The sequence below is a fragment of the Gelidimonas denitrificans genome (assembly GCF_055694065.1).
Genome location: NZ_CM146350.1, coordinates 2,035,699 through 2,061,334, shown reverse-complemented (window position 1 = coordinate 2,061,334; position 25,636 = coordinate 2,035,699). Strand labels below are relative to the sequence as shown.

The following is a 25,636-nucleotide window of genomic DNA, read 5'->3' as shown; positions in this document are numbered from 1 at the left end:
TCTGGGGTGCCACGACATTACTTAGACTTCTGGTTGGGGTTTAACTGCTTCCCACGGTTGCCTTGACCTTGTGCGTTCGTAGGATTGGCGCCGTTGGTTCCACGGTTCTTGTTGAGTGCATCGGCACGATGGTCGCGCTGCTGCTGTGTCGCTTGTTTCATGTGGGCTCCTGATAAGAATGAAAGGAGACTGCATAGTAAGGAATCAGTGCTTGCGAATCCAGATGAAAACTGGCGACGTTGTTTTGCCGCGACCGGCAATTCTGGTGCATCCACAAAATCATGAGTGCTGGAATTCTTCGCCTATTCTATTTCGTCATTGCACTGCATCCCAACAAGGTCGTAAAAAGATTAATTAGAGATTTTGTAACTTGTACTGGAGAAAGATTTTTGTTTTTCTAGAATGCCTATTTTTTATTCCAGTAAATAATTACCAGATTAATGCATATACTATGTCAAGCGCTGGGAAGCAGTTTGGCCATCCGTCAAAACAATGGGGTCTTTTGCTGTTATTAATATAAGAGAGGTATTCATACCTCTCTCTGACCAGGCATTGAAGCGTAGCTTCATTAGAGAGCTTGTGAGACCGGTAGAACTAAAATAGAACGATGAAGACAAGCCAGGCAGAATAGCCTGGCAATTATGCCGATTCCAGAGTATTGCAATAATTGATTCAATTGAAGCGTTTGAATATGGTTGTATATAAATTACAGCCATTTTGGTAATTTACCAAATTCACTATCACACCAACAGCCCAATCATGCGCCGTCGTATTTCGATATGGAAAAAAGTTTTACACAAACGCATCCAAGCCACGCATGGTGACAACAATTCACCATGTATTAACACTGTACGGCTGGGTGGCTATTAAAGCCGGTAAATAACAGGAATGTAATTATTGAAGCATGCCGTGCAAAACCAGTCCTGAAGCAATTTTACTCATATCTACTTTGTATCTGGAATAGATCAAAGTACGACAATTAACACCTGCAAAACAAAAGCAGCACGGAATCTGAACGCTTCATATTTGTCGCCCATTAAATAAGTGCATCATGCCAGTGCTTTTTCATGGGTAAGTTGTGCAGGACAAGCTTTCACTTCAGACAGTGGTACAGAACGCTTTTACATGCGTCAGCTGAGCCAGCATCTCGCTTTCCTGGGTGCAGACTGCAAAACACCATCCCATCGGCCACGTCACTGCCTTACTTAATCAAAAACTGCTCTCTGTCCTTACCCGATATCCATTTCGGTGCCATACCACGGCCAGACCAAGTGTTCCCTGTAGTGTCATCACGATATTTTGCTTTTACTGATGGACGTGCATTTTCAATTTTCTTCTTGCTCGTGATACCTAAATCGGCAGCAGTAATCCCATATTCCTGCATCTTGGCTTTAATCTCAGCAATGGCGGTTGCGCTTTCTTTTTGACGCATCTCATCTGCCTGTTGCTGCAATTCTTTGATTTTGGCTTGCAACTCTTTGTATGTGGTCATTTCTTCAGTTTCCAGTTTAAGTATATTTAAATTATAAATCGCGTTTTTATTATATACGTAGCGGAATAAATTAAATAAAAACTATAAAGCACTATCTTTGGAGCAGACATAAAGAGCAAGGTTACTCCCTCGCTCTTTTTGCCGTCTTAAACCTCGATTGAAAATAATTTCAACCATATATTCCTTTAGTGTGATTAGACAAGTGTCACTGTTTAATCGCTGTTTAATCACGGGTAAATATGTTCAATTTATAAACAGGCAAACACAAGGAATCCCATGGACCACAATATCTTTTTCATGCTGTTCAATGCCATCATCGCGACTTTGGTGATCGTCATGTTTTATCCTGTCTTCAAAGCACAGCATGTGCAGGACTTGCATGAAGCGCTTAAAACGCGTCCTGTACTGGCAAAGGCCATAGCGCGCAAGAATGCACGCAGTTATTTACGCAGCAGCATTTACTTTGGAATATCGTTTGTGGCCTATGGCGTGATCGCCATTGGTGATGAGGTCGAGGTTAATATGGATCTGGCGACGCTATCGCTGCTTATCCTGTTTGCCATTACGCTGGCCCGGGTGTGGAAACTACGCAAGTTACTCGGTAGCCCAGCAAGCCCAGTTGCAATGCATTAGTTCGCCTATGTTTTTACCGGCACTATTCCCTCTAACGCAACATCCTCTTTTTTCATTCAAGCACTATTCCCAAAGGACTCACCATGCAAGGAACTGACGTTTCATCCAATGCGTATTACCCAATGACACTTACATGCCCACAATGCCAATCGGAGCGCATTGAAACCAGAAACCACGCTAAAAAAACAGGCGGCACCATTGGCACTGTGGCCGGAGCTGCCAGCGGCGCAGCAGGGGTTATGAGCGGTGCAGAAATAGGCGCTGCTGCCGGCTTGATTGCCGGTCCCGTTGGCGCAGCTATCGGTGGCATTGCCGGCGCTATTTTAGGAGGATTTTTCGGTGGGGCCGTAGGCTGTGCAGCAGGCGCGAAGCTTGGCGAAGTTGTCGATGACAATGTGTTGGACAACTATCACTGTCTGGAGTGTGAATACACCTTCAGCAAGAAACGGAGTTGAAAGACCAACGCAATCGTCGCTGCATTGGTACATCACTCGCAGCAATATCCCCCCGCATGAATTCAGTCAATACGCAGTCACCACACAGGTCACGGCCGCAAACTGATTTACCTTGATCCTGTTGTCCTACCCACATTTTCGTAATCTGTAGCATCCCTCTCGCAGCACCTCACTTTTTACCAACCCCACGCACACCGCTAGCTCCTGCTGTTTTCACGCAGCGGCATTGTCACGTGCATACCAAACGAAAGGAAGTACCCCATGGCACATCTTGTTGAAACAATGGCGTATGTCGGCTCCACCCCTTGGCATGGTCTGGGCAACCAGCTTACTGCCTATCAACCGCTCGAAGTCTGGGCTAAACAAGCCGGCATGGACTGGCAAATCCGGGAAGCGCCGGTACGCTTCATGACGGAAAGTGCCGGCAGTCTCGGCGCGATCATGTCTTTCCCGGAAAACAAAGTGCTGTTTCGCTCCGACACCAATGCACCGTTGTCAGTGGTCAGTCAGCGCTACCAGGTAGTGCAGCCCCGGGACATTCTGGAATTCTATCGGGACCTGACCGAAATCTCCGGGTTCGAACTGGAAACTGCCGGAATCCTTAAAGGAGGTCGCAAGATCTGGGCACTGGCAAGAACCGGACAATCATCCACGCTCAAGGGCAATGACGTGACAAACGCGTATGTACTGCTCGCCACCGCCTGTGACGGCACCTTGGCAACCACGGCCCAATTCACGGCAATCCGGGTGGTGTGCAACAACACGCTGGCTGTCGCACTGGCTGGCAGCAACGGTGCCGTCAAAGTGCCGCACAACACCAGCTTTGATCCGCAAGCAGTCAAGAAGCAACTGGGGATCTCGGTATCGTCCTGGGAAGGCTTCATGTATCGCATGAAGGGCCTCAGCGAACGGAAGGTCAAATCCAACGAAGCATTCAACTACTTCCTACGGGTATTCACCGACCAATCAAAAACAGCGACGGGACCCACCAACGAGCGCGCCATGAAGAAAGCGATAGCGCTGTTTGAAGGACATGGCATGGGTGCGGAACTGGCATCTTCCAAGGGAACCGCGTTTGGCTTGCTCAATGCGGTTACCGAGTTTGTCGACCATGAGCGCCGCGCCAGAAGCGTCGATCACCGTCTGGAATCGGCATGGTTCGGACAAGGCGCAGCTCTGAAACAAAAGGCGCTGGAGCAGGCATTGATGATGGCCACGTAGTTGAGATAAATAAAAAGGTAAAAAAACAATAAGTGTCTTTGGGCGTTTATGGGCACACAAAACTGATAACTCCCACCCCCCTGACCCGGTACAGCTTTGGCTGGCCGGGTTTTTTTTATTTGAAGGAGCGACATCATGCGCAATACAGCGATTGCAGTAAAAGCCCACCGCCCCGCTTTACGGTTGGTGTCCACAAAAGAGTTAAGCCGGGCCGACTGGCTCACTGTGCGCAAGGGCGGCATTGGCAGTAGCGATGCCGCAGCGGCGGTGGGGCTCAATCCGTACCAGTCACAACTGGAACTCTGGATGATCAAGACCGGGCGGGACGAGACCTTGCCGAAGATCGATCCGGGTGACGAGACCTGCCCCATGTATTGGGGCTCATTACTGGAACCTATCGTGGCGGCCCACTATACGAAGCATTCCGGGAATCGCGTAAGGCGGGTCAATGCGGTATTGCAGCACCCCGATCCTGAGCACGCGTGGATGCTGGCCAATCTGGACTACACGGTGGTCGGGAGAAATGACGTACAGATCCTTGAGTGCAAGACGGCTGGCGAATTCGGCTCCCGGCTGTGGCGGGATGGCGTGCCGGAATATGTGGTTCTCCAGGTACAGCATCAACTGGCGGTCACCAACAAGATCGCTGCTGACGTATGTGTTCTGGTGTGTGGTCAGGAAATTCGCATCCATCGCATCGAACGTGACGATGCATTGATTGCACGTCTGATCGAACTGGAGCGGCAATTCTGGCGCTACGTTGAAACCGACGTGCCGCCACCGGCCGATGGATCTGACTCTGCAGCCAAAGCTTTGCAATGCCTGTATCCACAGGACCGGGGCACTACGCTGGACCTTGCCGATGACCGCGACATGTCGTCAGCGTTTGCTGACCTGGTATCGGTGCGGGACGATATCGCCGGTCGTCAAAAAGTCGAGGCGGAGCTGAAACAGCGTATCCAGCAACGCATGTGTGACGCCAGCAGGGCCAAGTTTGAAACCGGCGAGGTGTCGTGGAAAAGATCGAAAGACGGGCTCGGTCTGGATGTCACCACGTTACTGAAGGAACAGCCTGAGCTGTTGTCCACCTACCCCCTAGTTCGGCCCGGTTCACGTCGGTTCCTTGTCAACACGTAGTTGACTTTCCTGCACTGCACAGAAGTCCATGCCGGTCCAAACGGATTGTTCGTACTGCCTGCCCTGGCGAAAACTAGGGGCAGGCTTTTTTATTTTTTTTAATTTCTATTTTTCTATTTCAAGGAGAAAGCAATGATCAAGGGACTTGCAATCACGCCGCCGATACTCGGGCGCATATCCATCGGCAAAGTCGTCGAGAAAAACGGCAAACGTTTACCGGAAAAAGACGACCAGTTTACGGTTACGTCGCAAGTGCAGAATCGTGATGGTTGGGTGAATCATCCGCTGGACGAGGAACTGCGCAAGGCATCCAGCAATGGCAAGATCCGCTCGATTCCGGTTCGAGTATTGTTCAACGATCCGGACCTGAATTTGCGGGCTGAGTACAGCCTGTTCGATCGGCAAACTGGCCGGCCACTGTGTGTCGGTAATGGAGAGACATGCAGACGCTATACGGCGTCCGGGGTGCAATCGCTGCCGTGTCCTTCACCGGACAGTTGCGAGCTTGCCAGAGGCGGTCTGTGCAAGCCTTATGGCAGATTGAACGTGAAGATCGGGGACGATGATGAAGTGGGTACCTTCATCTTCAGAACTACCGGTTTTAACAGCATCCGTAGTCTGGCAGCACGGCTCAGTTATTACCAGGCGGTGTCCGGCAAACTGCTGGCATGTCTGCCGCTGGAATTGCGACTGCGGGGCAAAAGCACGACCATGAGCCATCGTTCGGCGATCTACTATGTGGATTTGACGGTAAGGGAGGGAATGACGCTCGAAGATGCTATAGCTGAAGCTAGGGAAAACGATGTCCGGCGCAAGGCGGGCGGATATGATCAGGTGGCGCTCGATGCTGCCGGCAGTCAGGGTTTCAGCAATGGGGCATTCGAGGATAGCGAGGAGGAAAATTTTGATATTGTTGAAGAGTTCTTTCCCGCATCTGATGGTAGCAGCGGAAGTGGAGATGGGAGTACTTTCACGGATGTCGCAAAGGGCAAGCCGAGCTTAAAAGATAAACTCGACAAAAAGGCAGTTGGCCTTGCAGGTGAGTAGGAATGATCATCATCAAACTCTTGCTGCGCTGCTTCAGGGAGCTGATTGCGATAGGCATCTGCTGGTTATTTTGCGGCAAAAACTACTCTGTTCTGCTATATTTTCATGGGCGATTGACAGAGCACTACTTAAGTCTGAAATCCGATCCACTAATCGCAGCTAACGAAACAATTAGCAGAAATATTAATGAAAAATAGCTAAACCATTATTGTTTTTTGCCTGTGCCTCCTTACATAATTTATTTTTGCTACCCATCATAGATAGTGCGCAGGCCGCCCCGGATTGCGCGCTATTTTCTAGATGAAGAGAAAAAATGGGAGGGCTTCGGCGATTCTTACTGTGGGTATTTTAGGCAATAGGTAGTATCTAAAATTCTTTAAAACGACTCTAAATATTCGGCCATGTAAATATTTTTATTGAAAAAATTGACCGTCTACCATTTCGTTACGCTCCTCAATGCTAAATGTGGCTAAGGTGTGGGGCCTGCTGCTATGCTTTAAAAGTGGCCTCGCGATAGTGCTATAAAAACGAGATCCCGGTCAGAGTTCTCGTGAAATAAGTATATTTTTGGTATTACGTATGCTGCGGTAAAGGACGAATTGACTTTTCGTTGAGTTCAATCAGTGTGAACTTAATTCCTTGAGTTACCTCACGAAATACTGCATCGGATTCATCAAAAGATGCCGCGACAATACCCTGCAGTTTTGCGCTGGAAGCGATTTGTTGTAGAAGCGCGCGCTGACTGGATTGGGCCATTGAATGCTGACCTGGCTCATCAAGCAAGAGTACCGCTGGGTGCCGTTTACCGCCACCTTCTAAGGATGATGCTTGGTAGAGAGCTAGCAGGTAACTCCAAATAAGGCGAACGAAGTCGCTTGCGCTTGAATCGGTTTTAATGTCGGTTCGTGATTGCTGCTGGGCCTTAATTTTGGCAGGTGCAGTACCAATTTCTCGAAGTTCAATATTTGCAAGGAATGGAACTATAGTGTCGTCGTTTATCTGTATTTCGGAGATTGAGGCGCTCTCGTAACCGAATGCACTTGCATTAGCGCGAAAAAGTTTTTCAAAGACCCTTATCCTCCGCTTATCTTCGTCAGAATAATAGGCTTTCGGTAGTTTTGCCCGACTTGATTGGTTGCCTTTAAGGCGTGCGGCCACGGTATCGAACTGCTGTACCAACTTTGCGGCCTCAGATTCGGCGTTCTGAAGTTTGTCAATTTCAATCTCAATTTGAATCTGCTGACGAACAATGGCTCGCGACTCGGTAGCATTAGTGGAGACGTCGGACCGTAGCGCATTGAGCTTGGTTCGAGAACCGTCCATTCGCTTCGCTAATTCTTTTATTAGAGCTTCGGTTTCACCCGCAGCTCTCTTTCCACCAGCGATTTGTCGGTCAAGCATCCGGGCCTGCTTTTCAAGGTACCCGATATTGGTTTGCAGGTCCATCTGTGGGCCGTGCATAACCTCGCTTAGAAGTGAATCGTCGAGATGCTGATGACAGGTAGGGCACCGATCACTGGCCAGTTCAATTTCGTGTGATGACGCTCCAAAATTACGTAATTTTAGTGCTGTCTTGTTACGTGCGAGGTCGTCCGCAGCTTCGTTGCGCAGCTGCTCGTAGTCCCTTAACGACGCTGTTTGTAGGCTCAACGTACCAGATGCCGTTTCGAACAGGTTCGTCAGGCGAAAAAGCTCTTTCATAGTACTGCCAAGTTCTTCCTGCGCGGAGTCGGACGGCGCTTCCCGGTAGGACATTGCTTTCTGGTTTAATTGTTCGTACTCCGTGCGCAGAGTGTTAATGTAAGCTGGGAGGGAAGCCGCCTCATCCCCAACTCTCTTCTGTAGCTGCACTTCCGTCGGGTCAAACAAGGCCGACACTTTTTGGGGTATCCCGTACGCCGTTGCCCCGATTTGATCTAGTAAATGTTGTAGGTTCTGATATGTGGAATCCCATGCTAATGCGATGGCTATCGATTCTGCATTCAGACGATTGCGCGCTGCGTTCGTTTCAAATACTTCCAGCGCAAGCAAAAATTCCACGACCCTCGTCCGAGCGTCCCTGATGCCAAAGAAAGGAATATTTGCTATATAGTCAGTCCAACCTCGCTTCTGTTCGACTGCAAGCGCAGCGAAGATTGCTTGTAGGTAAAGCTTCGTTTCTCCTCCTGACGTTGTTGGAACTGATGGCAGTTGGAAACCGAGAAACTGTTCAAGGAATTTATGGAAGCCCTCCGTCTTTTGTGCTCCACCTGGATCGTGCAAATAAGTAGGGCGTACGCGAAATGATTCGGGAATTCCAGTGAGATGTCTCCCCTCTTGGATTTCAATCAGCTTTGAACTTTTTTGATTATCTCGAATTGCCCGTCTGAATGTAACAGCTTCACCGGACTCATTCTCGATTTCGACATAGACCTCGGACGCAATAACATTAACCCGCTCACCAGCAAAGTGAAAATATTCCTTGACCGCGTATGGAAGAATCGATTCGTTGCGACCACCAGCAATCTCTTCCATCCCAAGTCCATAAAGCAGACTAAGGAAGAGCGTACTCTTACCCGAGGAATTGTTACCTCGTATGATGGTCAAGCCTCGTCCGAATGGCACATTAAAGCCAAAGTCACCACGTTCGGTGACGATTCTTAGTTTTACCGCGTTGATTTGCATCTTACTCCCAGTCTTTCGCTACGTTTTCGACCATTTTTTCGGTTGTACCTTTACCCACCTCAGCCAGAGCGATTCTTTCGTCTGTGAATATATCTTTATCCTTCAATACATCCTGTAGGAATCGACGTCCTTTTTCTTCAATCTGATATCCGTTAGTACTTTGACTAACTAGGCCCTCAGCGATCGCAAACCGAAGTGCGATGGCAAGAGCAGGATCGAAGCCCCAGGTAAGTAGAGCGAGTGCGCCTTCCTTGACTGCATTGCGTAGCAGCTGCATGCGCTGCCGCGACTTTAGGGCCCAATTAAACAGGTGAAGGCGCAACAAACTTGATTTCCCTCCTCTCGACTCGCTCAAGACGAGCAATATCTGGGTAATTTTGTAGAGCGGTCTATGATCGGGAAGTACTGGCGCCGAACGCCGAGTGAATTTAAGTGTTGTTGGCATGGCGAATTAGCTGAAGTCGAGCTCGCACACTGCGAGCCACCGAGCAACAATATGACGGGCGATTCTGCCAGCGTCGGTTTCGTCAATATACGGTCCTAGCTGACGGGCAATCCTGTCAGATAATCCTTCACGGACCTTTGTAACGAGGTCTTCTGCAGTACCAACCCACGTCGTACCAAGTTCCTGCACGGTAATCTCGTATTCACATACGAGTCTCACAAGTTTAAAGTAAACGGTCGGAGCTGTTTGTTCAATTTTTCGAAGTAGAGCGCCGTGTTCAAGAAATGCCGCCTCTGTCTGACCGTATAGCTTCGCAAAGTGATTTGCCGCTTGTGGATGGTCGGCCTTCATAGCCAAACGGATCTCAGTTTTTCGCCGAAGATTAGTTTCATATTCTTCCGGGGGGCCATCAAGGGGGGGCAGTGTGGATGGTGACGTGTCGAAGTTGAGCGCCTCGCCATTCAACGACCGAATTTCGTTAATTTCAGTGAGATAAAACTCAGCATCTCGCAAATGTATGGTGAAATCCCGCTCTAAAATTGGGACGTTCCAGCTGCGAACCTCTACCTCTTTGATTCGCGCGTGAGCCAGCAAGGCGTTTCTATCAATCTCTGGAGTAACGAAATGCCAATCGCTTATCTTAATCAAGCCAATACGGTCAGCAATTTGAGAGGCATATGTCTTCAGTTTGCCGAGGTCTGTAGTGATTTTGTCCCGCTGCTTTTCGTAAAGTTCGGACGGGCCGTAGTGCTTTTCAGGGCAATAGCATTGAAATCCTAGTCCGGAGCGTCCAGACCGTCCAGACTGTAGGGTGAAGCCTTCGAGCCCAAAATCCCCGGGCGAAGCAACCATTTGTTGATATCCGAGATGATCGTATTTTTTTTTGAATACGAGCTGACATAGGTCTTCCCACGTCTTCCCGTTAAATGGCCCCAGTTTAGTTTGCAGCATTCTTGCCTTATCCCATACTTTTCTATGCTTATCTTTTACGTTGAAATCAACGAGATAAGCAAAGTTTATTAGTAGCAAGATAATATCCTAACCGTTATTGGGAAGCCACTTTCTCATGCTTGTTAGTGTATCCGCGAATTAAGCCGCGCAGCTTGACAAAGATAAGTGGTGACACCAGTGGTGTTATTGCCTTACCTGATTAGGCTAGCTGGACTGGTTTCCAAAAAAGCAATCGCGATGATATTGTAGATATGGGCCATGCTGCTTTGCTAGCCAGCGCACTCGTAAATTGTCCGTGATGCCCAGAAACTCGATCTGAAAGTGATTCAGTAGGTTGGATATCAATATATTGCCATCAGTATCGAACGAGATCAGAAACTTATCAAATAATGCGTCCAGATTCGCACTCAATAAAAATCCATTAAATACATCAAGGCGCTCGGCATCACTAATGCATTCAGCCCAAGGTTTTGCGTGACTGGCGCGTAGCACTTGCGGCACGTTGATTCCTGTAACTGCGCACGTACCGCCCCAATAGTCCATCATGGCACGACGGAATGCATCTTGGCCGATGCGTTGCCGCACCATACGTTCCACCTCCGTGCCGTTTTTCGACACGATAATTAACGCTTCTTGAACCCGAACTTCATAGTCCTGTGCGGCCTGGTTTGGCAAGGATTGTGCCAACGCAGCAGTTCGCAGCATCAATGCGGAAAGCTCTTCGATATTTGCAACAATGAAAGCCACGCCACCGTTCACAGCTGACGCGTAATCACGTTCGAGCTCACGGGCCAACAATCCTTTTGGCAACCATAGTTGAAAACCATCGTCATGTAGATGTACTGAAACCTTAACCGCGTACCTCGCCGATCCCAAGACCACGGTATCCGCATCTCCTAGCAGCACATTCTCGAAACCGTATTCACGGCCCGCCTTTTCGATCAGCACCCTTTGTAGTGGGTTCATGGCTTCACCTTGGTCGTCAACCGGTTCCACTCAATGCCGCGTTTGCGCCAGTGTTCGCCTATCGTTTGTGTAAAATCGGCACGCACAAGCTTGGCACGCGCGTCACACCACTCAGCCGATTCATGGCGAATGATGATGCCTTCCACTGGACCCGCGCGGTAGCGACTGGGCTGCATGGCCAGCATTGCTTTCAGATCCTCAAACTTTAATTTGGCGCGGATTAATTCCGGCACCGTTGCCAATCCAATGTCTGCGGCCAAGTCATCGCGCCGCTGGGTGCTCCAAAATTTTCCGGCCGAGCGCTCGTACACATCAAACAGCAAAAACCAGTCTGGCAAAACAGAATAGTCCAGCGAGTGCCGGGCAGCGCACCACTCGCCAAACAATATCAAGTCAGGCGTCAACGCAGAAGCGAGATCTTCACCGTGAAGGGCCAACCAAGCAGGTAGTCTGGAAAATTGGCCAGCATGGGGTTCTGCCAGATATTGCCCGCGATTCTGAGCGCGTAGATTTCCATCCGATCCGAGCGAAAACCCCAGATTTGCACCATCGAGTTTTTCTTCGACTAAGACACCGCCGGACAACAGCGCTTGCACCTCGTTGGGGCCCAACACCTTGTCGTCACGCGGCGCGCCTTCAGCCAGCCAGGCAAGGTGCGGCGTATGAGGAAAGCGGTAGAAGTCGGTCATGTCAGGCCACGCATTGCTGCCCATTTGTTTCGCAGCCAGTCCTCAATTAAATGCTCCGTGACTACACCACCAGCGGCCAGCGCATCAGCGCAGTCCAGCCAGTCAGTGTCACAGGCATTTGTCAAGTGGCATTCATGCCCCTCGGCTTGTGCCGCCAAAACTGCCGCAACCATCTTGCGGTCGGCCAGGTCAGTCACGGCAGCCGCAAGTGTCGATGGTAAAATTGCGTGTCCATCTGCATCCATTTCCAGACCAACCCACACCACTTCATTACGATCTCGCTTGAGCATGAGCGCCAACCAACCGTAGTCCTGCTCGGTCAATTTGTTCTGATATTCGCCGCAAATATGCCAGTGCCAGTCCAGCACCGCATGGCGTTGCGAGTCTTGTTCAAATGCTGTGATCCAATCAAGTACCTGCAGTCTCAAAGCGGCCTCCTGTACGGGAGTGGCATCGGGACGAAAAGGCGAGCCATCATCGGCGGCGCTGGCAACGATAAGCACATTGGTATCCACCACGCGCGCATTAACCATTCATTTCTCCCTAACGCCTGCGCGAGCCATCGCCTGAGCACGCGCCTCGCCCACAGTGTCACCAAAGAAATTGACTGGCCAATTTTTGACCGTGCCAAATTCATCAACCTCGAGTGTCCTCAGTTTGGCCGATTTTCCATCCCGTTCCACAAAGTACATCGCGGCCTGTGCGGAAATAATCTGCTGCTTAGCGATCAAGGTCTGCATGCGGCGGAACAAATGCTCCGAATGCGTTTCCACAATAAATTGCACGTTACGCTCGGCGCTGACCCTGGCGAATAGTTCGGCCAACTGGCTTTGCGCCAGCGGATGCAAATGGCTCTCTGGCTCTTCCACCATCACGATATGACCCGGCTTAGCGAAAAGTGCAGCGACGATGACAGGAAGTACTTGCGAAACCCCGACACCGACATCTTTCAGATTTGACGCCTCGCCGTCGTTCTTGATCAGTAATTCGTAGCGTGCTGAGTTGCCAATCGCTCTTACCTCCAAGCCATCAGCTAGGTTCATTTGTTGTAACCAGTATGCTGCTTGATCAAACAACGCAGCCTCGGGCGGTAACGCTCTTTTGCGCTTAACGGCTGCTTGTTTGGCAACGCCGCTGGCAATCAAGGCATCTACCGCTTTAGCACCATCATCACCAATATGGGCGGGCATACGGCCGGCCCATATGTAATCGCGCTGTGCAAGCCGGCGTACCGGCCCAAGATAGATAATTTTGCTCAGCTCATCGAGCAGTGCCGGGCCAACCGATTTGATGGTTTCAGCCTTATCACCCAAGCGGTTGAGCGTTGCAGCAGAAAATGCAAACGAGCGCTCTGGGCGATACTCCGCACTTTGTCCAAGGGATTTACGTTCGGTGGCCAACGACAGCCTATAAATGCCGGGCTTACGTCGCCTAACTGTGAAGCCTTGTCCTTCTTTGCCCAAGCGTAGAAATTCCAACTCGGCACTACCACCACTGCCTTTTCGATATCGCGCCGAAAACAACACAGAATCAGTCGCGGTGCCATCGTCGCTCCAGCGAAATTCAATACCGATCTGATTGGCCGGCGTGCTTTCACTAGCCGCACCATGACGACACAACACATCCTTGAATTGGCCGAGGGTGACTGAATCGGCCGCGTCGGGGTTGCCGAAATTGAGATCAAGGCTATGGTCAGTACCTTTCACCGTTTGGCGAATCAGCAGCAGGCTTTGGATCAAACTGGATTTGCCGGATGAGTTGGTGCCCAGCAGCAAAGTCAGCGGCGCCAAACGGATTGGCTCCGTGGTTTTCCAAATCTTGAAATTCTGCAGCTTTAGATGAGTCAGCATTAGTGTAGCTCTCCCCTTTCTAGCTTATCCCACGCCGCCAGCACCAACCGCTGCGTGCGGTATTCTCCGAATTCACGCATTTCGTTGTTTTTGAGTACGCGGAATGTTTCTGAGGGGTAGCCTTCGCCCATAACGTCAATGGGGTCGAGTATGTAGCGCAACTGATCGCGAGTGATCCCATAGGCACGGGCATACCACGCATCAAGTTCAGAACGCAGGCTTGCGCGACGTTCAGGGTTGAATACAAAAGGCTCGCCTTCGTATCCCATCTCTCGCGCAAATCCAGAAAGGCTATAGGTTGTATAAACTAACTCAAGCACTCTTTCTGAAATAAATTTCTGATCCAAATCTGAATATGCGTCAGGAGGCAAAAAAGGAAATTGCTCCACCAGGAAAAGATTCAAATTGGTACCACTTACTTTCCACCTTGCGACAACATCTAAGATCAGTGAACTTAAATTGCCGATAAAGCAAGCCAATTTACTACTCGATAATTTAGCATCAATTCTTACTATAATTAAGCTATTTCCAGCAGCAGTATAAGGTACTACCCCACCAATAAATCTTCTCACATTGGAATGGTTGCTCATAGAGCGGAAACAGATAAACCAGCTCTTGTCGTAATCTTTAAGAATTTCTTGAACCAATTTTTTTTCAACAAAAAATCTTGAATTGACCTCAAACTCGGGATCTGAGTACTGCTCAATCGTTAGACGTGGTAATGCGCGGGTATCGTCAACGGCTCCAACCGGGTAACTTCCAAATCGATGATCATATATCGACATCATTTTTGCCTCATAAAGTGGCAAAAATCCATTAAGCCCCTCTGAAATTGCTTTCTCACCAACTGAAATTTCATTTTCATCTTGAATTTCGAATGACGTTTTGAATAAATGGCTGTCATTTGACATATCGAACATACGCATGAACGATATACCCCATGAATTCTGTTCTGGCAAATCGCTACGCGCCTCGCGGATTAACACCGGCACCTGTTGATAAATTCTGCGCGTGATTTCAGCATCTCTGTTTGAACGGAATACCGGACAAGTCAGCGTATTAGGATTAATGCGCAAAAAATCTTCCGGAGTTAAGAAAAATCTTCTTCTTTCGTCCAGCAAATCCACAGTGGATTTCAGCAAAAATGCAAAGTTCGTTTGCTCGGAATATCCAAGCGTAACTAAAGAGAATCGAACTAGAGTGGCTACTGCTGGGAAAATTCTCTCGGTGTTTTCAAAATCAAATAAGCTAACTAGCCGGTTGCTTTGCGTCATGGTCGCGAAATAAGCTTGAGTCGAAGAGTCCGTAGCTATTCCAGTAGGGACAATGAACCCGGCACGACCCGATATGGCTGTAATTTGACTTATGGTTTCAGCAAACAACGCATATGTATTGACATCACCCACGCCGGTTAATGGATAGCGCCCGCCATCCTCGCCATTGACATGCGCAAAAACACTTGCCGCCTCCGCCACTCGTCGCGCCGAGATGAACTCGGCATACAAACGTTGCTCGGCTTCGCATTCGTGTGCGGGGTGTTCCATTTCCGGAAAAATATGACGGGCCAACATACCCTCGCTCAGCCACTGAATGCGCTGGCTACGCTCGGCCTTGTTCTTGGCCAGTGCGATATCGCGATTTCGACTCGCGAAAAATTCTTCTTCCTGCAATTTGATACGTTCCCACGGCGGGTTGCCCAGCACGCAATCAAAACCGCCGGAGACAAACACTTGCGGAAAGCGCAGCGGCCAATGCAGCACCCTGGCGTAGTCACAGGCAGCTTGGGCAGCAGCAAGCTGTTGTTGGTGCGCGCTATTGTGCTGATCTTCCATCAGCTCAAAATACAAAGCGGCGCTGGTAGGGATATGAGCGGCGTTATCGGCGGTTTTCGGCAGCAGGTAAGCACCCAGCAACAGGTTTGCTGCGCGCACCATGCGACTATCCTCGGCCTCATGCAAACACACTTGATAAGCAGCCGCTTTTGCGGCAATCTGTTCGGTAGTTTCTGCTGGCAAGGCTTCTAAAGCGGCATAAGCATTAAGCGCGGTGGACTCGTCAAAGCGGAACAGTAATTGGCGACGCTGCAGGTCGCGCTCCAACTGTTTGAGGCCGGCGGCGTTGGTTTTGGCGAGCGTTCTACAGGTTTCTTTATCGTCACCCGAGAGGGGTTTGAAGGCATCTTTGGCAATGCCTTTACTCAAGGCTTGCAAATCGGTGAGGCCAAGCAAGGCATCACCCACTTGCAGGTGATGGTCGAGAAAACTTAGCGGTTTGCCTTCTTCAAAACCTTCTAACCATAGTGCTGTACGCGCTAATTCTAGTGCCATGAGGTTGCGGTCCACGCCGAAAATACAGCGTGAGATCACCTCGCGCAGGGCATGGCGATAATCTTGCGGCTTGACCGCGCCATCGGTAGTGCGCAGTGCCGCCAATCGCTCGCCCAAACGACGAGCGGCCGCAAGCAAAAAGTGGCCACTTCCGCAGGCGGGGTCAATCACCCGAATCGCCAACAGGGCTTCTGTGGGGTTATCTGGCCGGGCAGCAAGGCGCTGCTCAATCACCGGATCAAGCGCAGATTTAATCAGTTCCTGCACCAATGAATCAGGCGTGTAGTAACTACCGGTTGTCTTTCGCTCATTTCCAGCTGCGTTTACGAGATCAAATGTTCTTTGATATGGATCTGGTCGTGGATCAAACTCAAGCAGGCCTTCATATACGCTACCAAGTTCTTCCGGTCCCATGTTGCGGTAGTCCACCGGTGAGAGATTGCCACTGAAGTTAGACCAGCGCAGATGTTTCATCACATCCATCAACACCGCGTTGCTGATGCTAGCGGTATCGAGGCTGTGGCATTGCTCGTTGGCAAACAAGCCCCCCAAGGCGGGCAAGGCTAACAGGGGCTGTCCGTTAGCCAAGCCACGGAACACGATCTTCAGGCCACTCCAAAGATCGTCAAATTGATTACGTGAGCGGCGACGCAAGCAGCGATCGCGCAAACGCGCAAGTGCATAACCTTCGGCGTAGGCGCGACGGGCTGCAATGGCTTCTTTGCTGTCGTCTTCGGTATGTAATACACCGCGTTCTTCAACAGTGAACAAAAATATAAGGCGATAGACCAGACGCAGCAGTTGCTGAAAGTAAGCGTCTTTGCTAAGGCGGCCGTCCAGCAAATCATGCCGCAAGGCTTCATTGGCAGGGTGTTGAATAAAGCCGGAGCCCAAAGAGAGCAAGGCATCGGTCACGCCTTGGCGCAGACCATCGCGCACTCGAGTGCCCTCTTGTTGGCCTTCGGTGCGCCAGGCTTCCCACACAAGGGTGGTCTCACTTCCTCCGGATCGACTGGCATGCAACAAGCGCCAGGCCATTTCAAATTCAGTAAAACGCTGCGCACCTAACATGTCTTGCAGGTCAAACTCTAAGTAACTGGGGCGAGTAAGTGTGGCAGCATCGCGCAGCAAACGTAATTGGCGGCCGTTGGTGACAATGGCCCAAAGATGATCAGCGCTGGCATTTAAGAATTCTTGCGCCAATTGAAAGGCGCTTTTCTTACGAGAACCGTTGCCCGCAACAGCAAAGCGCGAATCGGTTTCGTCCAAATCTAAATTATGTGGGGCGATGACCAGCGGGATGTTGTCACTCAACAGTGCGTTGATCGGGTAGTGGCGCTCGTCCAGCGTGATACCGGGAACAGTGCTGAATTGAACGTAGGCCAAGGCATCGCGCAGCAGTTCTTTCACAAACTCGGTGGTCACACTAGCAGCATCTTGGTCTTTACGGTCAAGGCTGGAGGCAAAGTGCTTCCACTGCGCGGTGGCGATCTGGAAGGCACGGCTGAAGTCATCTTTAAGCTTGAGACCTTTCGGTGTTTGATAATCGGTCTCGGTTTGATAAGTGGCTTGGCCGAGTGCAGCTTTTTCCAGCTGGTCGGGCAAGAACAGCCCTCCTTCCAAACGCAAGGTCGGCAGATTAAGGACGCTGTGGTGTCGCTTCTTGATTAATCGCATGGTTCAGCCCTTAAAGCGCATCTGGTAGTAAGACATACACGCCAATCACATCAACCGGCAAACATGGGGTGACGTTGTATTGACCGACATCGCGCGCAGCTTCGCGCACCCGTTGGTGGTCGGCCAACAAGACTTCTGCCCTTTGCTGCGCCAACGCTTCGATTCGTTGAGGATGGGCTTGCAAAAAATCGAGTGCAGTGCGGATTTCACGCTGGATCAAGTCGTTGGGCAAATTGCCAGTGGGTTGGCAGGCCAAGAGCGTGCTGGTTGTTTCGTCACTCAGCCATTCCGGCTGGGTGCGGCCACGCACGGCGAGCGTGACTGTTTCTTCCGCCATAAGCTGATAGGGTTGACGGCGGCGCACGTAGCTGAGTTGATGACGCAGGCGCAACAGGTACACGGTGGTGACGACATCGACGCTATCGGTCACGGTGGCGGCACACCGCGCGGCGATGGGTTTGTCACCTAATAGAGCTTCCTCCAATAGATGATCCGCCAGAAGCGTGACGACTGGGTGGCTGCGGTGAAGTTGGCTAAAATCGATGGTCAGCGTTTTTTCGATACCTTCATCTGCCATACGCAGGCGAAGCCCTTCTGGCAAGTGCTGCGGCAATAACCGGAAGGTGTTGCGCTTGCCGATTTCTAGTGGGGCATTCAGACGCGCGCACGCGGTTTGCACAAAGCGCTGCACGTCGGCTTGTGTGCCAAGCGCGTTTTGCTGTTTTTGCCATTCGGGCATCACTTCCTCTGGCCGGATACGACGTTGAGCAAACACCGTGCGATTGGCTTTGGTTTTTTCCAGTGCATCAGTCCACTCAGCTTGCAGAGGTTTGAGTATTTGCTCTGCCTCGCCAAAATCGAAACTGTCCTGCAAAGCGGCTTTACGGTCGTTGCGTTTCATCAGCGCGGCTTTGACCAGCGCTTGATTGATGCGCTGCTCGTTTTCTGGCATGGGCACCAAGACACCCAGTTCTTTTTGGATGGCCTCGCCTTTGCGCAGGATGACATTAAGCACAAAGCCATCAACCGGGTTGTCTTGCCCGTAGAGCATGGTGCATCGGACTTGCTCGGCTTGCTGGCCGAAGCGATCGACCCGGCCTTCGCGTTGCTCGTGGCGAGTGGGGTTCCATGCAAGGTCATAGTGAACCACAGCGGTGAATAGATGCTGAAGGTTGACGCCTTCAGACAAACAATCAGTGGCCACCAGTACGCGCTGGTCTGCCTCAGACATGGTTTCGACACGCTCCAGTCGCGCCTCTGGCGGTAGCTCGCCGGTAACTGATTCAATGGTGGCTTTGGGGAAGTGCTTGCGCAGTTGTTCAGCAACATAGTGCGCGGTAGCGACGTAGCGACAGAAAACCACCGGATGAAATCCGTCTTTGAGCAGGACTTGAATGTGGGTAATGAGCGTGGCTAATTTAGGGTCGCCAGCTCGCCCACACAATTGCTCGGCGATAGTGATCAAATGTTGCAAGTGACTGGCGTCTTGTAATTGCGCGGGTGGCTCCAAATCATTACCCCCCAGATCATCCGATTGGCCATCATAAAGGCGTTCATCGGCGAGGCAATTTTCGATATCCAGTGTACCTTCCAGCCGTGTATTTAGTGCTTTGACCGCCGCCGCTGGGGAAGATGCGACGCAGCGCAGTAAAGCAAGTGTGGCGTACCAAATTAAGCGTGCGCTACCGGCTTGTGTTTGTTCTACTGATTCGGCTAGCTCGCGGCAGTAGGCTTGTACTTCGTCGAAAAATTGGCCCCACACGCCATTAAGTTCGTAGGTGATTTCGGTTTTCATCCGTTTAGGGAAGCCGCGTGTGTCTTGCCATTCTTCGATGTCTTTACGGCGGCGCTGTACAAAATGTCGCGCTAGCTCTTGACGTACGGGGTCATTTGCAGACGTCCGACTTTGTAGTGCCGCAAATGAAGGGTTAAGCAATGACAGCAAATTATAAAAGGCGGTTTCATCGCCCGAGTGCGGTGTTGCTGTGAGCATTAAAAGATGACGCTCTTCATCGGCGACCAAGCGCTTTAGCAATTCAAACCGCAGTTGCTTGCCCTGACCGCTGGAAGCGCAAGTATGGGCTTCGTCCACGATGATGCATTCAGGCGCAATCGCAAGAAAATGTTCGCGGTGACGCTCACTCTTGATGTAATCGAGACTGACCACAACGCAAGGATAATGATCAAACAAGCTGACACCATGTGGCAAGTCGCGCTCGATTCGGCTAGCGCTAGCAGCAGTCAACGCGACCGCTTGCAAGTTAAAGCGGTCTTCAAGTTCACTTTGCCATTGTTCAACCAAATGAGGCGGGCATAACACAGCAAAACGCGTGATTTCCCCCCTATCCATCAATTCACGCGCTATAAGGCCTGCTTCGATGGTCTTACCAATTCCTACGTCATCGGCGATCAGCAGGCGAACGGTGGTCAAGCGCAGTGCCATAAGTAGAGGCACTAGCTGATAGGCGCGCGGTTCAACCGCGATATTGCCAAAAGAGCGAAACGGACCGCCACCGGCACGCAGTTTGAGGCGCAAGGCATCACGCAGCAGCAACGCACCGGAATGGTTGCCGGGATGTTCCGCATTTGGCCAAGGAAACGTTGCTGATTCAATGGCTTGAAACTCCAACTCGGGAATGAGTGCGATCACATCATCATCGGCTCCACCCAGCGGGCGCAAACGCAGCCAGTTGGGTTGGGAGTCAGGTTGTACGACCCATTCACGGCCACGGGCCCTAATCAGGTTGCCTGGTGTGAAGCTGTGCATTGGTATGTTCATTTATTTATCTCTTTTTTGCCGAACACGTCGGCATACTCCTCGAACAAAACCGACCATTTTGACAGATTGGAAAAATCCAATATCCGCCAGCCTTTGTCCTCTAACTGTGCCTTGAGCGCATTCGTGACAGGATTCAAGAAGACCAGAGCTCGCGCGGCCTTGAACTGCGCAGCCGCAACTGCAGCACCTTGATTAACCGGTACGTCCGTTGAATCAGGTCGCTGTAGCTGCAATGACTCAAGTGCAGCTAGCCAGGCCACCGTGGAAGAAGCCACGTTTTCTTGTGTTTGGCCTGAAGACACGGAAAGCTTGGGTAAAACGTTCGCGTTCGCGAGCGCGACTAAAAGACTCAATGCGTCGGAATTACGACGATCAATATTGTCATGATCCGGTTGATTAAAGTACGAGAGAAGGCACTGGTAACAACCGGCCTCGCAGATGCTGGTGCCATCAGGTCTTTTTTCTTCCAACTTTACCAACGATTCAACAGACCATGCGTCTGAAGGCGTGGCAAAGTGCATTACCCGCAAAGCGGCAGCGGCAACCAACGCCAAGCTTCTCTTTTCGTTCGCTAACCGTGTCAATACACCAGCCCCACCTTCTGCGGCTTCATAAAACATCAGCACCTGACGATTGTCAGCGGTGGGCAGGGCCTCAGCAACCAGTTCGGACTCTTCAATCTGAAATGTTTGCTCGATGCCCCGCTTGAGCGCCGCCTGTAGAGTTGCCATCGCCTCGATCGAAAGCGGATAGACCGGAGCCAAAATCAAGACATTTCGATGGTCTTCCACAAACGGGACAATGCGTTGATTCAGCACTTTGTCGAGCAAAGCTTCATCCGGAGCATCGGTCGTTTTTTCCTCATCGGGACTATCTCGCTTACTCCAAGTTCCGGTGATTGGGTTGATATAAAACCCTAATTGTTCTTTGTCCTTACGCCGACGCCAGCCCCGATTAATTCGCCATAAGCGTGCAGCTGGCGAATAAGTGAGTGACGCAAGCGTGTCCTCCCCTTGTAAGACATGAGCTTCATGTTTTTGGATAGTGCCATCCGGCGAAGGTAAGAATCGGTAGGTGGTTTGTAGTTCAAAACCTTGTCGCTGGCGCTCTTCGTCGTTAATCGATATCCGCTCAACTGGCACGGTCTCGACGGTTTCAATCCGATAAAGCTGATTTACCCAGTCGTGCTGCGTCAGAAGCGCACCACAATTTTCACAACAATTGGCTAACGGTTCAGCGCCTGCGTCATCCCCTAAGTGTCCATAACCACACTGGCTACAGATCCGTGCGGTTATAGTTCCCAGTTGCCCACTGCCTGAAACATGATCGGCAGAACCGACATTCAGTTTGGCACGCACAACACGGTACATGCGGCCCTGATGATAGATGAGGGAACGCGGACCGAACTCGGACAGCGCCAGGAAACGTGGGCGACTGACCATACTACCCTCATCATCCTTACCACTCCCGTTTGCGCTACCACCCGCCGGAATCCAAGCCATTAGCGGTAAACGCGGGAAGTTATATCCTGGTAAAAACCCCTGACTTGCGAGGTAACGGTAGGTATAGAAATCGGAGTTTTGTGTATTGCCGGTTTTGAGTAGAACCGCATACTGGCGTGCAGCATCACCGTATCGGCGACGCGCATTTTCTCGTTCACTATGCGATGCGGTATGGCTCTTGACGATACCATCAGCCATGTCCATTTGCTTGCGTGTGGCGTCAAATAGAGAGCGCCAGCGTTCTAATGCGGCGGCAAAAGCGTAGGGTGAATTGTTGATTACCTGATCCACGTAATCGCTGCTAAACCATTTCACGCCGATGAGATCATCAGACAGCTGATTTACAACACGAGCCGCCGAGTACCTTGCGCGCGCTAGGACATTTTCATCAGCGAGCTTGGCATGAAGATTGGCGTTAACAGGTTTTCCTGGTAATTCGAGATCAATAAGTGGGGATATACTGTTTTCCAGCGCAATCTCGGCACTGGCTAGCCACACCGCGTGCAAATGACTTTCGACCAAATCACGATTTGCAAGATCAAGCGTTGGCGCACGCACTACACCATGAACCATCTCATTTGCATGATGGAAAAACCATTGGTCATGAGGACTCAAGGCCGCGCAGTAAGTAATGACCAATGCCTGCTGCCCGGAACGCCCGGCTCGGCCGCTGCGTTGAGCATAGTTGGCTGGTGTCGGCGGCACGTTGCGCAGATATACCGTATTGAGTGCCGAAATATCGACGCCTAATTCCATTGTCGGTGAACAGAACATCACCGGGAGGCGATCCAATGGTGCGTCGTGGGCCGCATTATCGGCCCAGTCCTTACGATCTTTTTCAGTGTATCTAAAGCGCTGTTCTAGTAACTGGCGTCTTGCGGAATCAACCTGTGCAGTATGCTCGTGTGCTTCAAAGTCAAACAAGGGATGTCCAGGCAATTTTAGTATCTCGGCAATCGTAAGATAAAGCTGCCGAAAGAATGCGTTGGGTTTTTGAGGATTGTTGTATTCCCCTTGTGGCAAGCTCCAATCCAACGCAGCGGCATTGAGCCGCCACCCCAAAAGGGTAGGCTCAACCGCTTGCTTGTGTACGTAGCCATAGTTCGCTGCAGCCTGAAGCAATGCTTCAACAGCTTCAACCAGTTCTTGCTCTTTCCAATTGCTTACTTGCCCAGCAAATAAAGTCCGCTTCCAAAACTCTGCCCTTTTTAAAAGTCTGAGCAATCTGGAACGCGGGCCACCACTCACCAAATCTGTTCGCGGCTTACCTCTATACTCGGGCCTTTTGCCGAGTACCAAATATTTTGCGGTGGACATAATTTCGTCCGGTGCAAATGCCCATCGCTCGTTCAAGTAACTATGCGCACTGTTACGAGCTTTGTCTTGCTCGACGGGGTCTAGATAGCGGCTCTCTAAGCACAAGGAGCGGCGCATTTCATCAAAAACTAGACGGCAAAATGCTTCGCGATTACTCGATCCAAGCTTGGACAGGAGCGTTCCTTCGTGACCGAACACTTGACCGTCGGCACAAAATTCCTGCAACCCTCTGTAATCGATGTTTAATAAATTAAGTTGATCAAGATTCGGATTATTGAATCGCCACCCTCTTCGTAAGTCTCTCAACAATCGATAGCCCAGAACAAATCTCAACGTTCTTTGCGCTTCTTGCCTTGCAAGGCCCATTAGCTTAGGGGTTCGCAGATATTCTGAAAGCACTGCAGGATCGATACGATCAAAGCCAAGCGACTTAAATACGGCATCTGTTAGGTGCTCTTCAGTGAGAACGCCTGCATTGTTCTGCAAGGCTGCGACCAAGCCTGCTCGTAATGTGAGCAGAAATACGAAGTCATTGAAGTGCCCCGCTTGCAATGCAGCATCTTGGCGGTTGTCAGTAAATCCAAGTAATTTTCTCGGATCGGGTAAACCGTCTGGAATGTCCGTCTGAGCAAACAGCTGTCGTAGCGCACTAAGTGTAAGCATGGTCGTGGCTGAGGATCGGCCCTCGCCAGATAGGCTGGAGAGCCTGTTCATGTCTTTGCCGTGTGCTTCATGAGTAAATCCGCAACAAAGACAAAATTTGAATTTGCCTGGAATGTACCAATAGCGCGCACCGCGACCTTCGCTGCCTTGGGGATCAACTTGCGTTGCAGTAGGCACTGAATGTTTATAGTCGCGCTTTACTTTTGGCTCTGCCTTACTTAGATCTAGCCAGCTTTCAGGTAGATCTTCTAGTTGCCCTTGGTAGGTCTGTCCATCACGAAGTGCGCATAGGAACCCAAATTTGGCATCTTCATTGTCATCTGCACTGACATCATCAATCTCGCGCGGATTAAATCGAGTCCCGGCCTTTTCTTCCCGCCATACTGGGTGATACTCTTGTCCGCACTCTCTGCAAAAATGAGCGGGATATAGGAGCACTGCTTCGGTCTGCCTACCTGGAGCGAATCGTTGCGCGTCCAGAGTGATATGTCGGACCCCTTCAGGTTCTAGGGTAGCGTGGACCTTGCCTGGACCACTAATAAATTGATGTAGTTTGAATGCGAATGGTGGACGGCCTTCTGGTGTGACCATGCTGTTTTGAGCAGCAACCAAAAATTTCTGCAGACCTTGCTTGGCCACTTCTTCAGAACAATTCGCATCATCCGCTAGCCTTTTTGATGCATCTGAAAGGGTTATCGGCTTTGCCCTTCTTGGTTTTTCATTAGCCGGCAACTCAATGCCCAAGTTTAATTCGACCCAGATAGCCAGTGGGTCGCGCTTGAAATCTTCAAAATCGTTCCACTCAAATGCGTTTTTTGTTACTGCCGTTGGCAAAAACCGGCGGATGGCGGAAACATCTTTGGTACTGTCGGTTACACGCTCCAACGTCTCACCGATTACCTCATGGGAGGTTATCGCTGGTTTCGCACCAAATAATTTTGTCGATACGTCCGCAACCGTTTTATTTCTATCTTCAACCGATCCCGTACTAGACATTGTCGCGGATGTTCCAATACATACCAGCTGCTCAGCCTCGAGTTTCTCTCGCAGTCGCCGAACAAGCAAAGCCACATCAGCACCTTGCCGGCCTCGATATGTATGCAATTCGTCCAGAATAAGAAATTCAAGCCCTTTACAGTGCGCAACTACTTGTCGATCAGTTTCTTCAAAGCGCGTAAGGATCAACTCCAACATCATGAAGTTGGTTAACAAAATATCAGGTGGATTTTTTGCAATCGCTTCGCGTTCAGACTTCGATTCTTGGCCGGTATAGCGCGCCACGGTGAACGGCTGAGCATCAGGAGAGTAGCCATGCAGAAATTTATTCAATTCCTCGAGCTGGCTATTGGCCAACGCGTTCATCGGATAAATCACGATCGCGCGAGTCTTTGCCCCCCCCCCCTCATCTTTTGCCTTCAGAATTCGATCGATAACGGGAACAAAAAACGCAAGCGACTTCCCGGAGCCAGTGCCCGTAGTAACTACATAGCTTTGACGAGCCTGTGCTTTGGCGATTCCTTCGAGTTGATGCGTATACAAATGCAATGGCTGTGGATTTCCCTCAAGCTTACCGACTTGAAAAATTTCCGCGCAGTGTTTGTGCAAAATGCCTTGACTAGCCAGTTCCTGTACAGTGCTCCTGCGTTGATAATTGGGATTAATCTGAATGAGCGGCTCAGGCCAATAACGCCCAGCGTTATATTGTCTCTGAACTTCCGCATCAATGTCGGGCGCGGAAATTGTCGTGAAGCTTCTTGAAAACGAACTGTAATCAGCAACTAACTCGTTCCGGAAATCAAATACATTTTTCATTTCTTCGCC

18 protein-coding genes are annotated in these 25,636 nt (G+C 50.5%); 6 read left to right on the top strand and 12 right to left on the bottom strand.

All coding sequences use genetic code 11. The features are described from left to right. Positions 1 to 17: 17 nt before the first annotated feature. Positions 18 to 161: a hypothetical protein gene (locus tag FKCLFG_RS09610; protein ID WP_472612872.1), complete on the bottom strand. Its 144-nt coding sequence runs from the start codon at positions 159 to 161 to the stop codon at positions 18 to 20. Between the two features lie 1,040 nt (positions 162 to 1,201). Then, a complete protein-coding gene (locus FKCLFG_RS09605) occupies positions 1,202 to 1,492 on the bottom strand; it encodes an H-NS histone family protein (protein WP_472612871.1) in 291 nt (96 codons plus the stop codon). 276 nt (positions 1,493 to 1,768) lie between these two features. On the opposite strand from FKCLFG_RS09605, the gene FKCLFG_RS09600 reads away from it, so the two are divergent. From FKCLFG_RS09600 to FKCLFG_RS09575, 6 genes are all read left to right on the top strand, one after another. Further along, positions 1,769 to 2,125, top strand: a complete 357-nt coding sequence (locus FKCLFG_RS09600; protein WP_472612870.1) for a hypothetical protein — start codon at positions 1,769 to 1,771, stop codon at positions 2,123 to 2,125. Between the two features lie 83 nt (positions 2,126 to 2,208). Then, entirely contained in the window at positions 2,209 to 2,580 is a 372-nt protein-coding gene (locus FKCLFG_RS09595) for a hypothetical protein (protein ID WP_472612869.1), read from the top strand. A 261-nt stretch (positions 2,581 to 2,841) separates the two neighbouring features. After that, positions 2,842 to 3,801, top strand: a complete 960-nt coding sequence (locus FKCLFG_RS09590; protein WP_472612868.1) for a DUF932 domain-containing protein — start codon at positions 2,842 to 2,844, stop codon at positions 3,799 to 3,801. 135 nt (positions 3,802 to 3,936) lie between these two features. Next, positions 3,937 to 4,938: a YqaJ viral recombinase family nuclease gene (locus FKCLFG_RS09585; RefSeq protein WP_472612867.1), complete on the top strand. Its 1,002-nt coding sequence runs from the start codon at positions 3,937 to 3,939 to the stop codon at positions 4,936 to 4,938. Between the two features lie 132 nt (positions 4,939 to 5,070). Next, the gene (locus tag FKCLFG_RS09580; protein WP_472612866.1) at positions 5,071 to 5,985 is read left to right on the top strand and encodes a recombination directionality factor; all 915 of its coding nucleotides are present in this window, start codon (positions 5,071 to 5,073) and stop codon (positions 5,983 to 5,985) included. Positions 5,986 to 5,987: 2 nt separating this feature from the next. Further along, positions 5,988 to 6,182 carry a hypothetical protein gene (locus FKCLFG_RS09575; RefSeq protein WP_472612865.1) on the top strand — a complete coding sequence of 65 codons (195 nt, stop codon included), beginning with the start codon at positions 5,988 to 5,990 and terminating at the stop codon, positions 6,180 to 6,182. A gap of 376 nt (positions 6,183 to 6,558) precedes the next feature. On the opposite strand, the gene FKCLFG_RS09570 is transcribed toward FKCLFG_RS09575, so the two are convergent. The 10 genes from FKCLFG_RS09570 to FKCLFG_RS09525 all read right to left on the bottom strand — a co-directional run bounded on the left by FKCLFG_RS09570 (position 6,559) and on the right by FKCLFG_RS09525 (position 25,627). Further along, entirely contained in the window at positions 6,559 to 8,649 is a 2,091-nt protein-coding gene (locus tag FKCLFG_RS09570; RefSeq protein ID WP_472612864.1) for an AAA family ATPase, read from the bottom strand. A gap of 1 nt (position 8,650) precedes the next feature. Next, the gene (locus FKCLFG_RS09565; protein WP_472612863.1) at positions 8,651 to 9,094 is read right to left on the bottom strand and encodes a hypothetical protein; all 444 of its coding nucleotides are present in this window, start codon (positions 9,092 to 9,094) and stop codon (positions 8,651 to 8,653) included. A gap of 6 nt (positions 9,095 to 9,100) precedes the next feature. Then, positions 9,101 to 10,123, bottom strand: a complete 1,023-nt coding sequence (locus tag FKCLFG_RS09560; RefSeq protein WP_472612862.1) for a hypothetical protein — start codon at positions 10,121 to 10,123, stop codon at positions 9,101 to 9,103. A 126-nt stretch (positions 10,124 to 10,249) separates the two neighbouring features. Next, the gene (locus FKCLFG_RS09555; protein ID WP_472612861.1) at positions 10,250 to 11,011 is read right to left on the bottom strand and encodes an HNH endonuclease; all 762 of its coding nucleotides are present in this window, start codon (positions 11,009 to 11,011) and stop codon (positions 10,250 to 10,252) included. Beyond that, complete coding sequence (locus FKCLFG_RS09550) at positions 11,008 to 11,700, bottom strand: RNA ligase family protein (RefSeq protein WP_472612860.1); 693 nt, start codon at positions 11,698 to 11,700, stop codon at positions 11,008 to 11,010. Before FKCLFG_RS09550 ends, FKCLFG_RS09555 begins: the two co-directional genes overlap by 4 nt. Continuing rightward, positions 11,697 to 12,233, bottom strand: a complete 537-nt coding sequence (locus FKCLFG_RS09545; RefSeq protein ID WP_472612859.1) for a hypothetical protein — start codon at positions 12,231 to 12,233, stop codon at positions 11,697 to 11,699. Before FKCLFG_RS09545 ends, FKCLFG_RS09550 begins: the two co-directional genes overlap by 4 nt. Continuing rightward, on the bottom strand, positions 12,234 to 13,550 hold the full coding sequence (locus tag FKCLFG_RS09540; RefSeq protein ID WP_472612858.1) for an AAA family ATPase: 1,317 nt from the start codon (positions 13,548 to 13,550) through the stop codon (positions 12,234 to 12,236). It abuts the gene before it with no gap. After that, on the bottom strand, positions 13,550 to 17,554 hold the full coding sequence (locus tag FKCLFG_RS09535; RefSeq protein ID WP_472612857.1) for an Eco57I restriction-modification methylase domain-containing protein: 4,005 nt from the start codon (positions 17,552 to 17,554) through the stop codon (positions 13,550 to 13,552). The genes FKCLFG_RS09540 and FKCLFG_RS09535 overlap by 1 nt, the downstream gene beginning before the upstream one ends. Before the next feature lie 10 nt (positions 17,555 to 17,564). Then, positions 17,565 to 20,333, bottom strand: a complete 2,769-nt coding sequence (locus FKCLFG_RS09530; RefSeq protein WP_472612856.1) for a helicase-related protein — start codon at positions 20,331 to 20,333, stop codon at positions 17,565 to 17,567. After that, complete coding sequence (locus tag FKCLFG_RS09525) at positions 20,330 to 25,627, bottom strand: DEAD/DEAH box helicase (protein WP_472612855.1); 5,298 nt, start codon at positions 25,625 to 25,627, stop codon at positions 20,330 to 20,332. Before FKCLFG_RS09525 ends, FKCLFG_RS09530 begins: the two co-directional genes overlap by 4 nt. Between the last annotated feature and the right edge of the window lie 9 nt (positions 25,628 to 25,636).

What these genes read in the sequence shown, in the direction of transcription:
- FKCLFG_RS09525 (WP_472612855.1), bottom strand. Translation starts at nt 25,627, where the DNA reads ATGAAAAATGTATTTGATTTCCGGAACGAGTTAGTTGCTGATTACAGT.
- FKCLFG_RS09610 (WP_472612872.1), bottom strand. Translation starts at nt 161, where the DNA reads ATGAAACAAGCGACACAGCAGCAGCGCGACCATCGTGCCGATGCACTC.
- FKCLFG_RS09540 (WP_472612858.1), bottom strand. Translation starts at nt 13,550, where the DNA reads ATGCTGACTCATCTAAAGCTGCAGAATTTCAAGATTTGGAAAACCACG.
- FKCLFG_RS09565 (WP_472612863.1), bottom strand. Translation starts at nt 9,094, where the DNA reads ATGCCAACAACACTTAAATTCACTCGGCGTTCGGCGCCAGTACTTCCC.
- FKCLFG_RS09595 (WP_472612869.1), top strand. Translation starts at nt 2,209, where the DNA reads ATGCAAGGAACTGACGTTTCATCCAATGCGTATTACCCAATGACACTT.
- FKCLFG_RS09555 (WP_472612861.1), bottom strand. Translation starts at nt 11,011, where the DNA reads ATGAACCCACTACAAAGGGTGCTGATCGAAAAGGCGGGCCGTGAATAC.
- FKCLFG_RS09575 (WP_472612865.1), top strand. Translation starts at nt 5,988, where the DNA reads ATGATCATCATCAAACTCTTGCTGCGCTGCTTCAGGGAGCTGATTGCG.
- FKCLFG_RS09570 (WP_472612864.1), bottom strand. Translation starts at nt 8,649, where the DNA reads ATGCAAATCAACGCGGTAAAACTAAGAATCGTCACCGAACGTGGTGAC.
- FKCLFG_RS09585 (WP_472612867.1), top strand. Translation starts at nt 3,937, where the DNA reads ATGCGCAATACAGCGATTGCAGTAAAAGCCCACCGCCCCGCTTTACGG.
- FKCLFG_RS09535 (WP_472612857.1), bottom strand. Translation starts at nt 17,554, where the DNA reads ATGCGATTAATCAAGAAGCGACACCACAGCGTCCTTAATCTGCCGACC.
- FKCLFG_RS09530 (WP_472612856.1), bottom strand. Translation starts at nt 20,333, where the DNA reads ATGAACATACCAATGCACAGCTTCACACCAGGCAACCTGATTAGGGCC.
- FKCLFG_RS09605 (WP_472612871.1), bottom strand. Translation starts at nt 1,492, where the DNA reads ATGACCACATACAAAGAGTTGCAAGCCAAAATCAAAGAATTGCAGCAA.
- FKCLFG_RS09600 (WP_472612870.1), top strand. Translation starts at nt 1,769, where the DNA reads ATGGACCACAATATCTTTTTCATGCTGTTCAATGCCATCATCGCGACT.
- FKCLFG_RS09580 (WP_472612866.1), top strand. Translation starts at nt 5,071, where the DNA reads ATGATCAAGGGACTTGCAATCACGCCGCCGATACTCGGGCGCATATCC.
- FKCLFG_RS09545 (WP_472612859.1), bottom strand. Translation starts at nt 12,233, where the DNA reads ATGGTTAATGCGCGCGTGGTGGATACCAATGTGCTTATCGTTGCCAGC.
- FKCLFG_RS09550 (WP_472612860.1), bottom strand. Translation starts at nt 11,700, where the DNA reads ATGACCGACTTCTACCGCTTTCCTCATACGCCGCACCTTGCCTGGCTG.
- FKCLFG_RS09590 (WP_472612868.1), top strand. Translation starts at nt 2,842, where the DNA reads ATGGCACATCTTGTTGAAACAATGGCGTATGTCGGCTCCACCCCTTGG.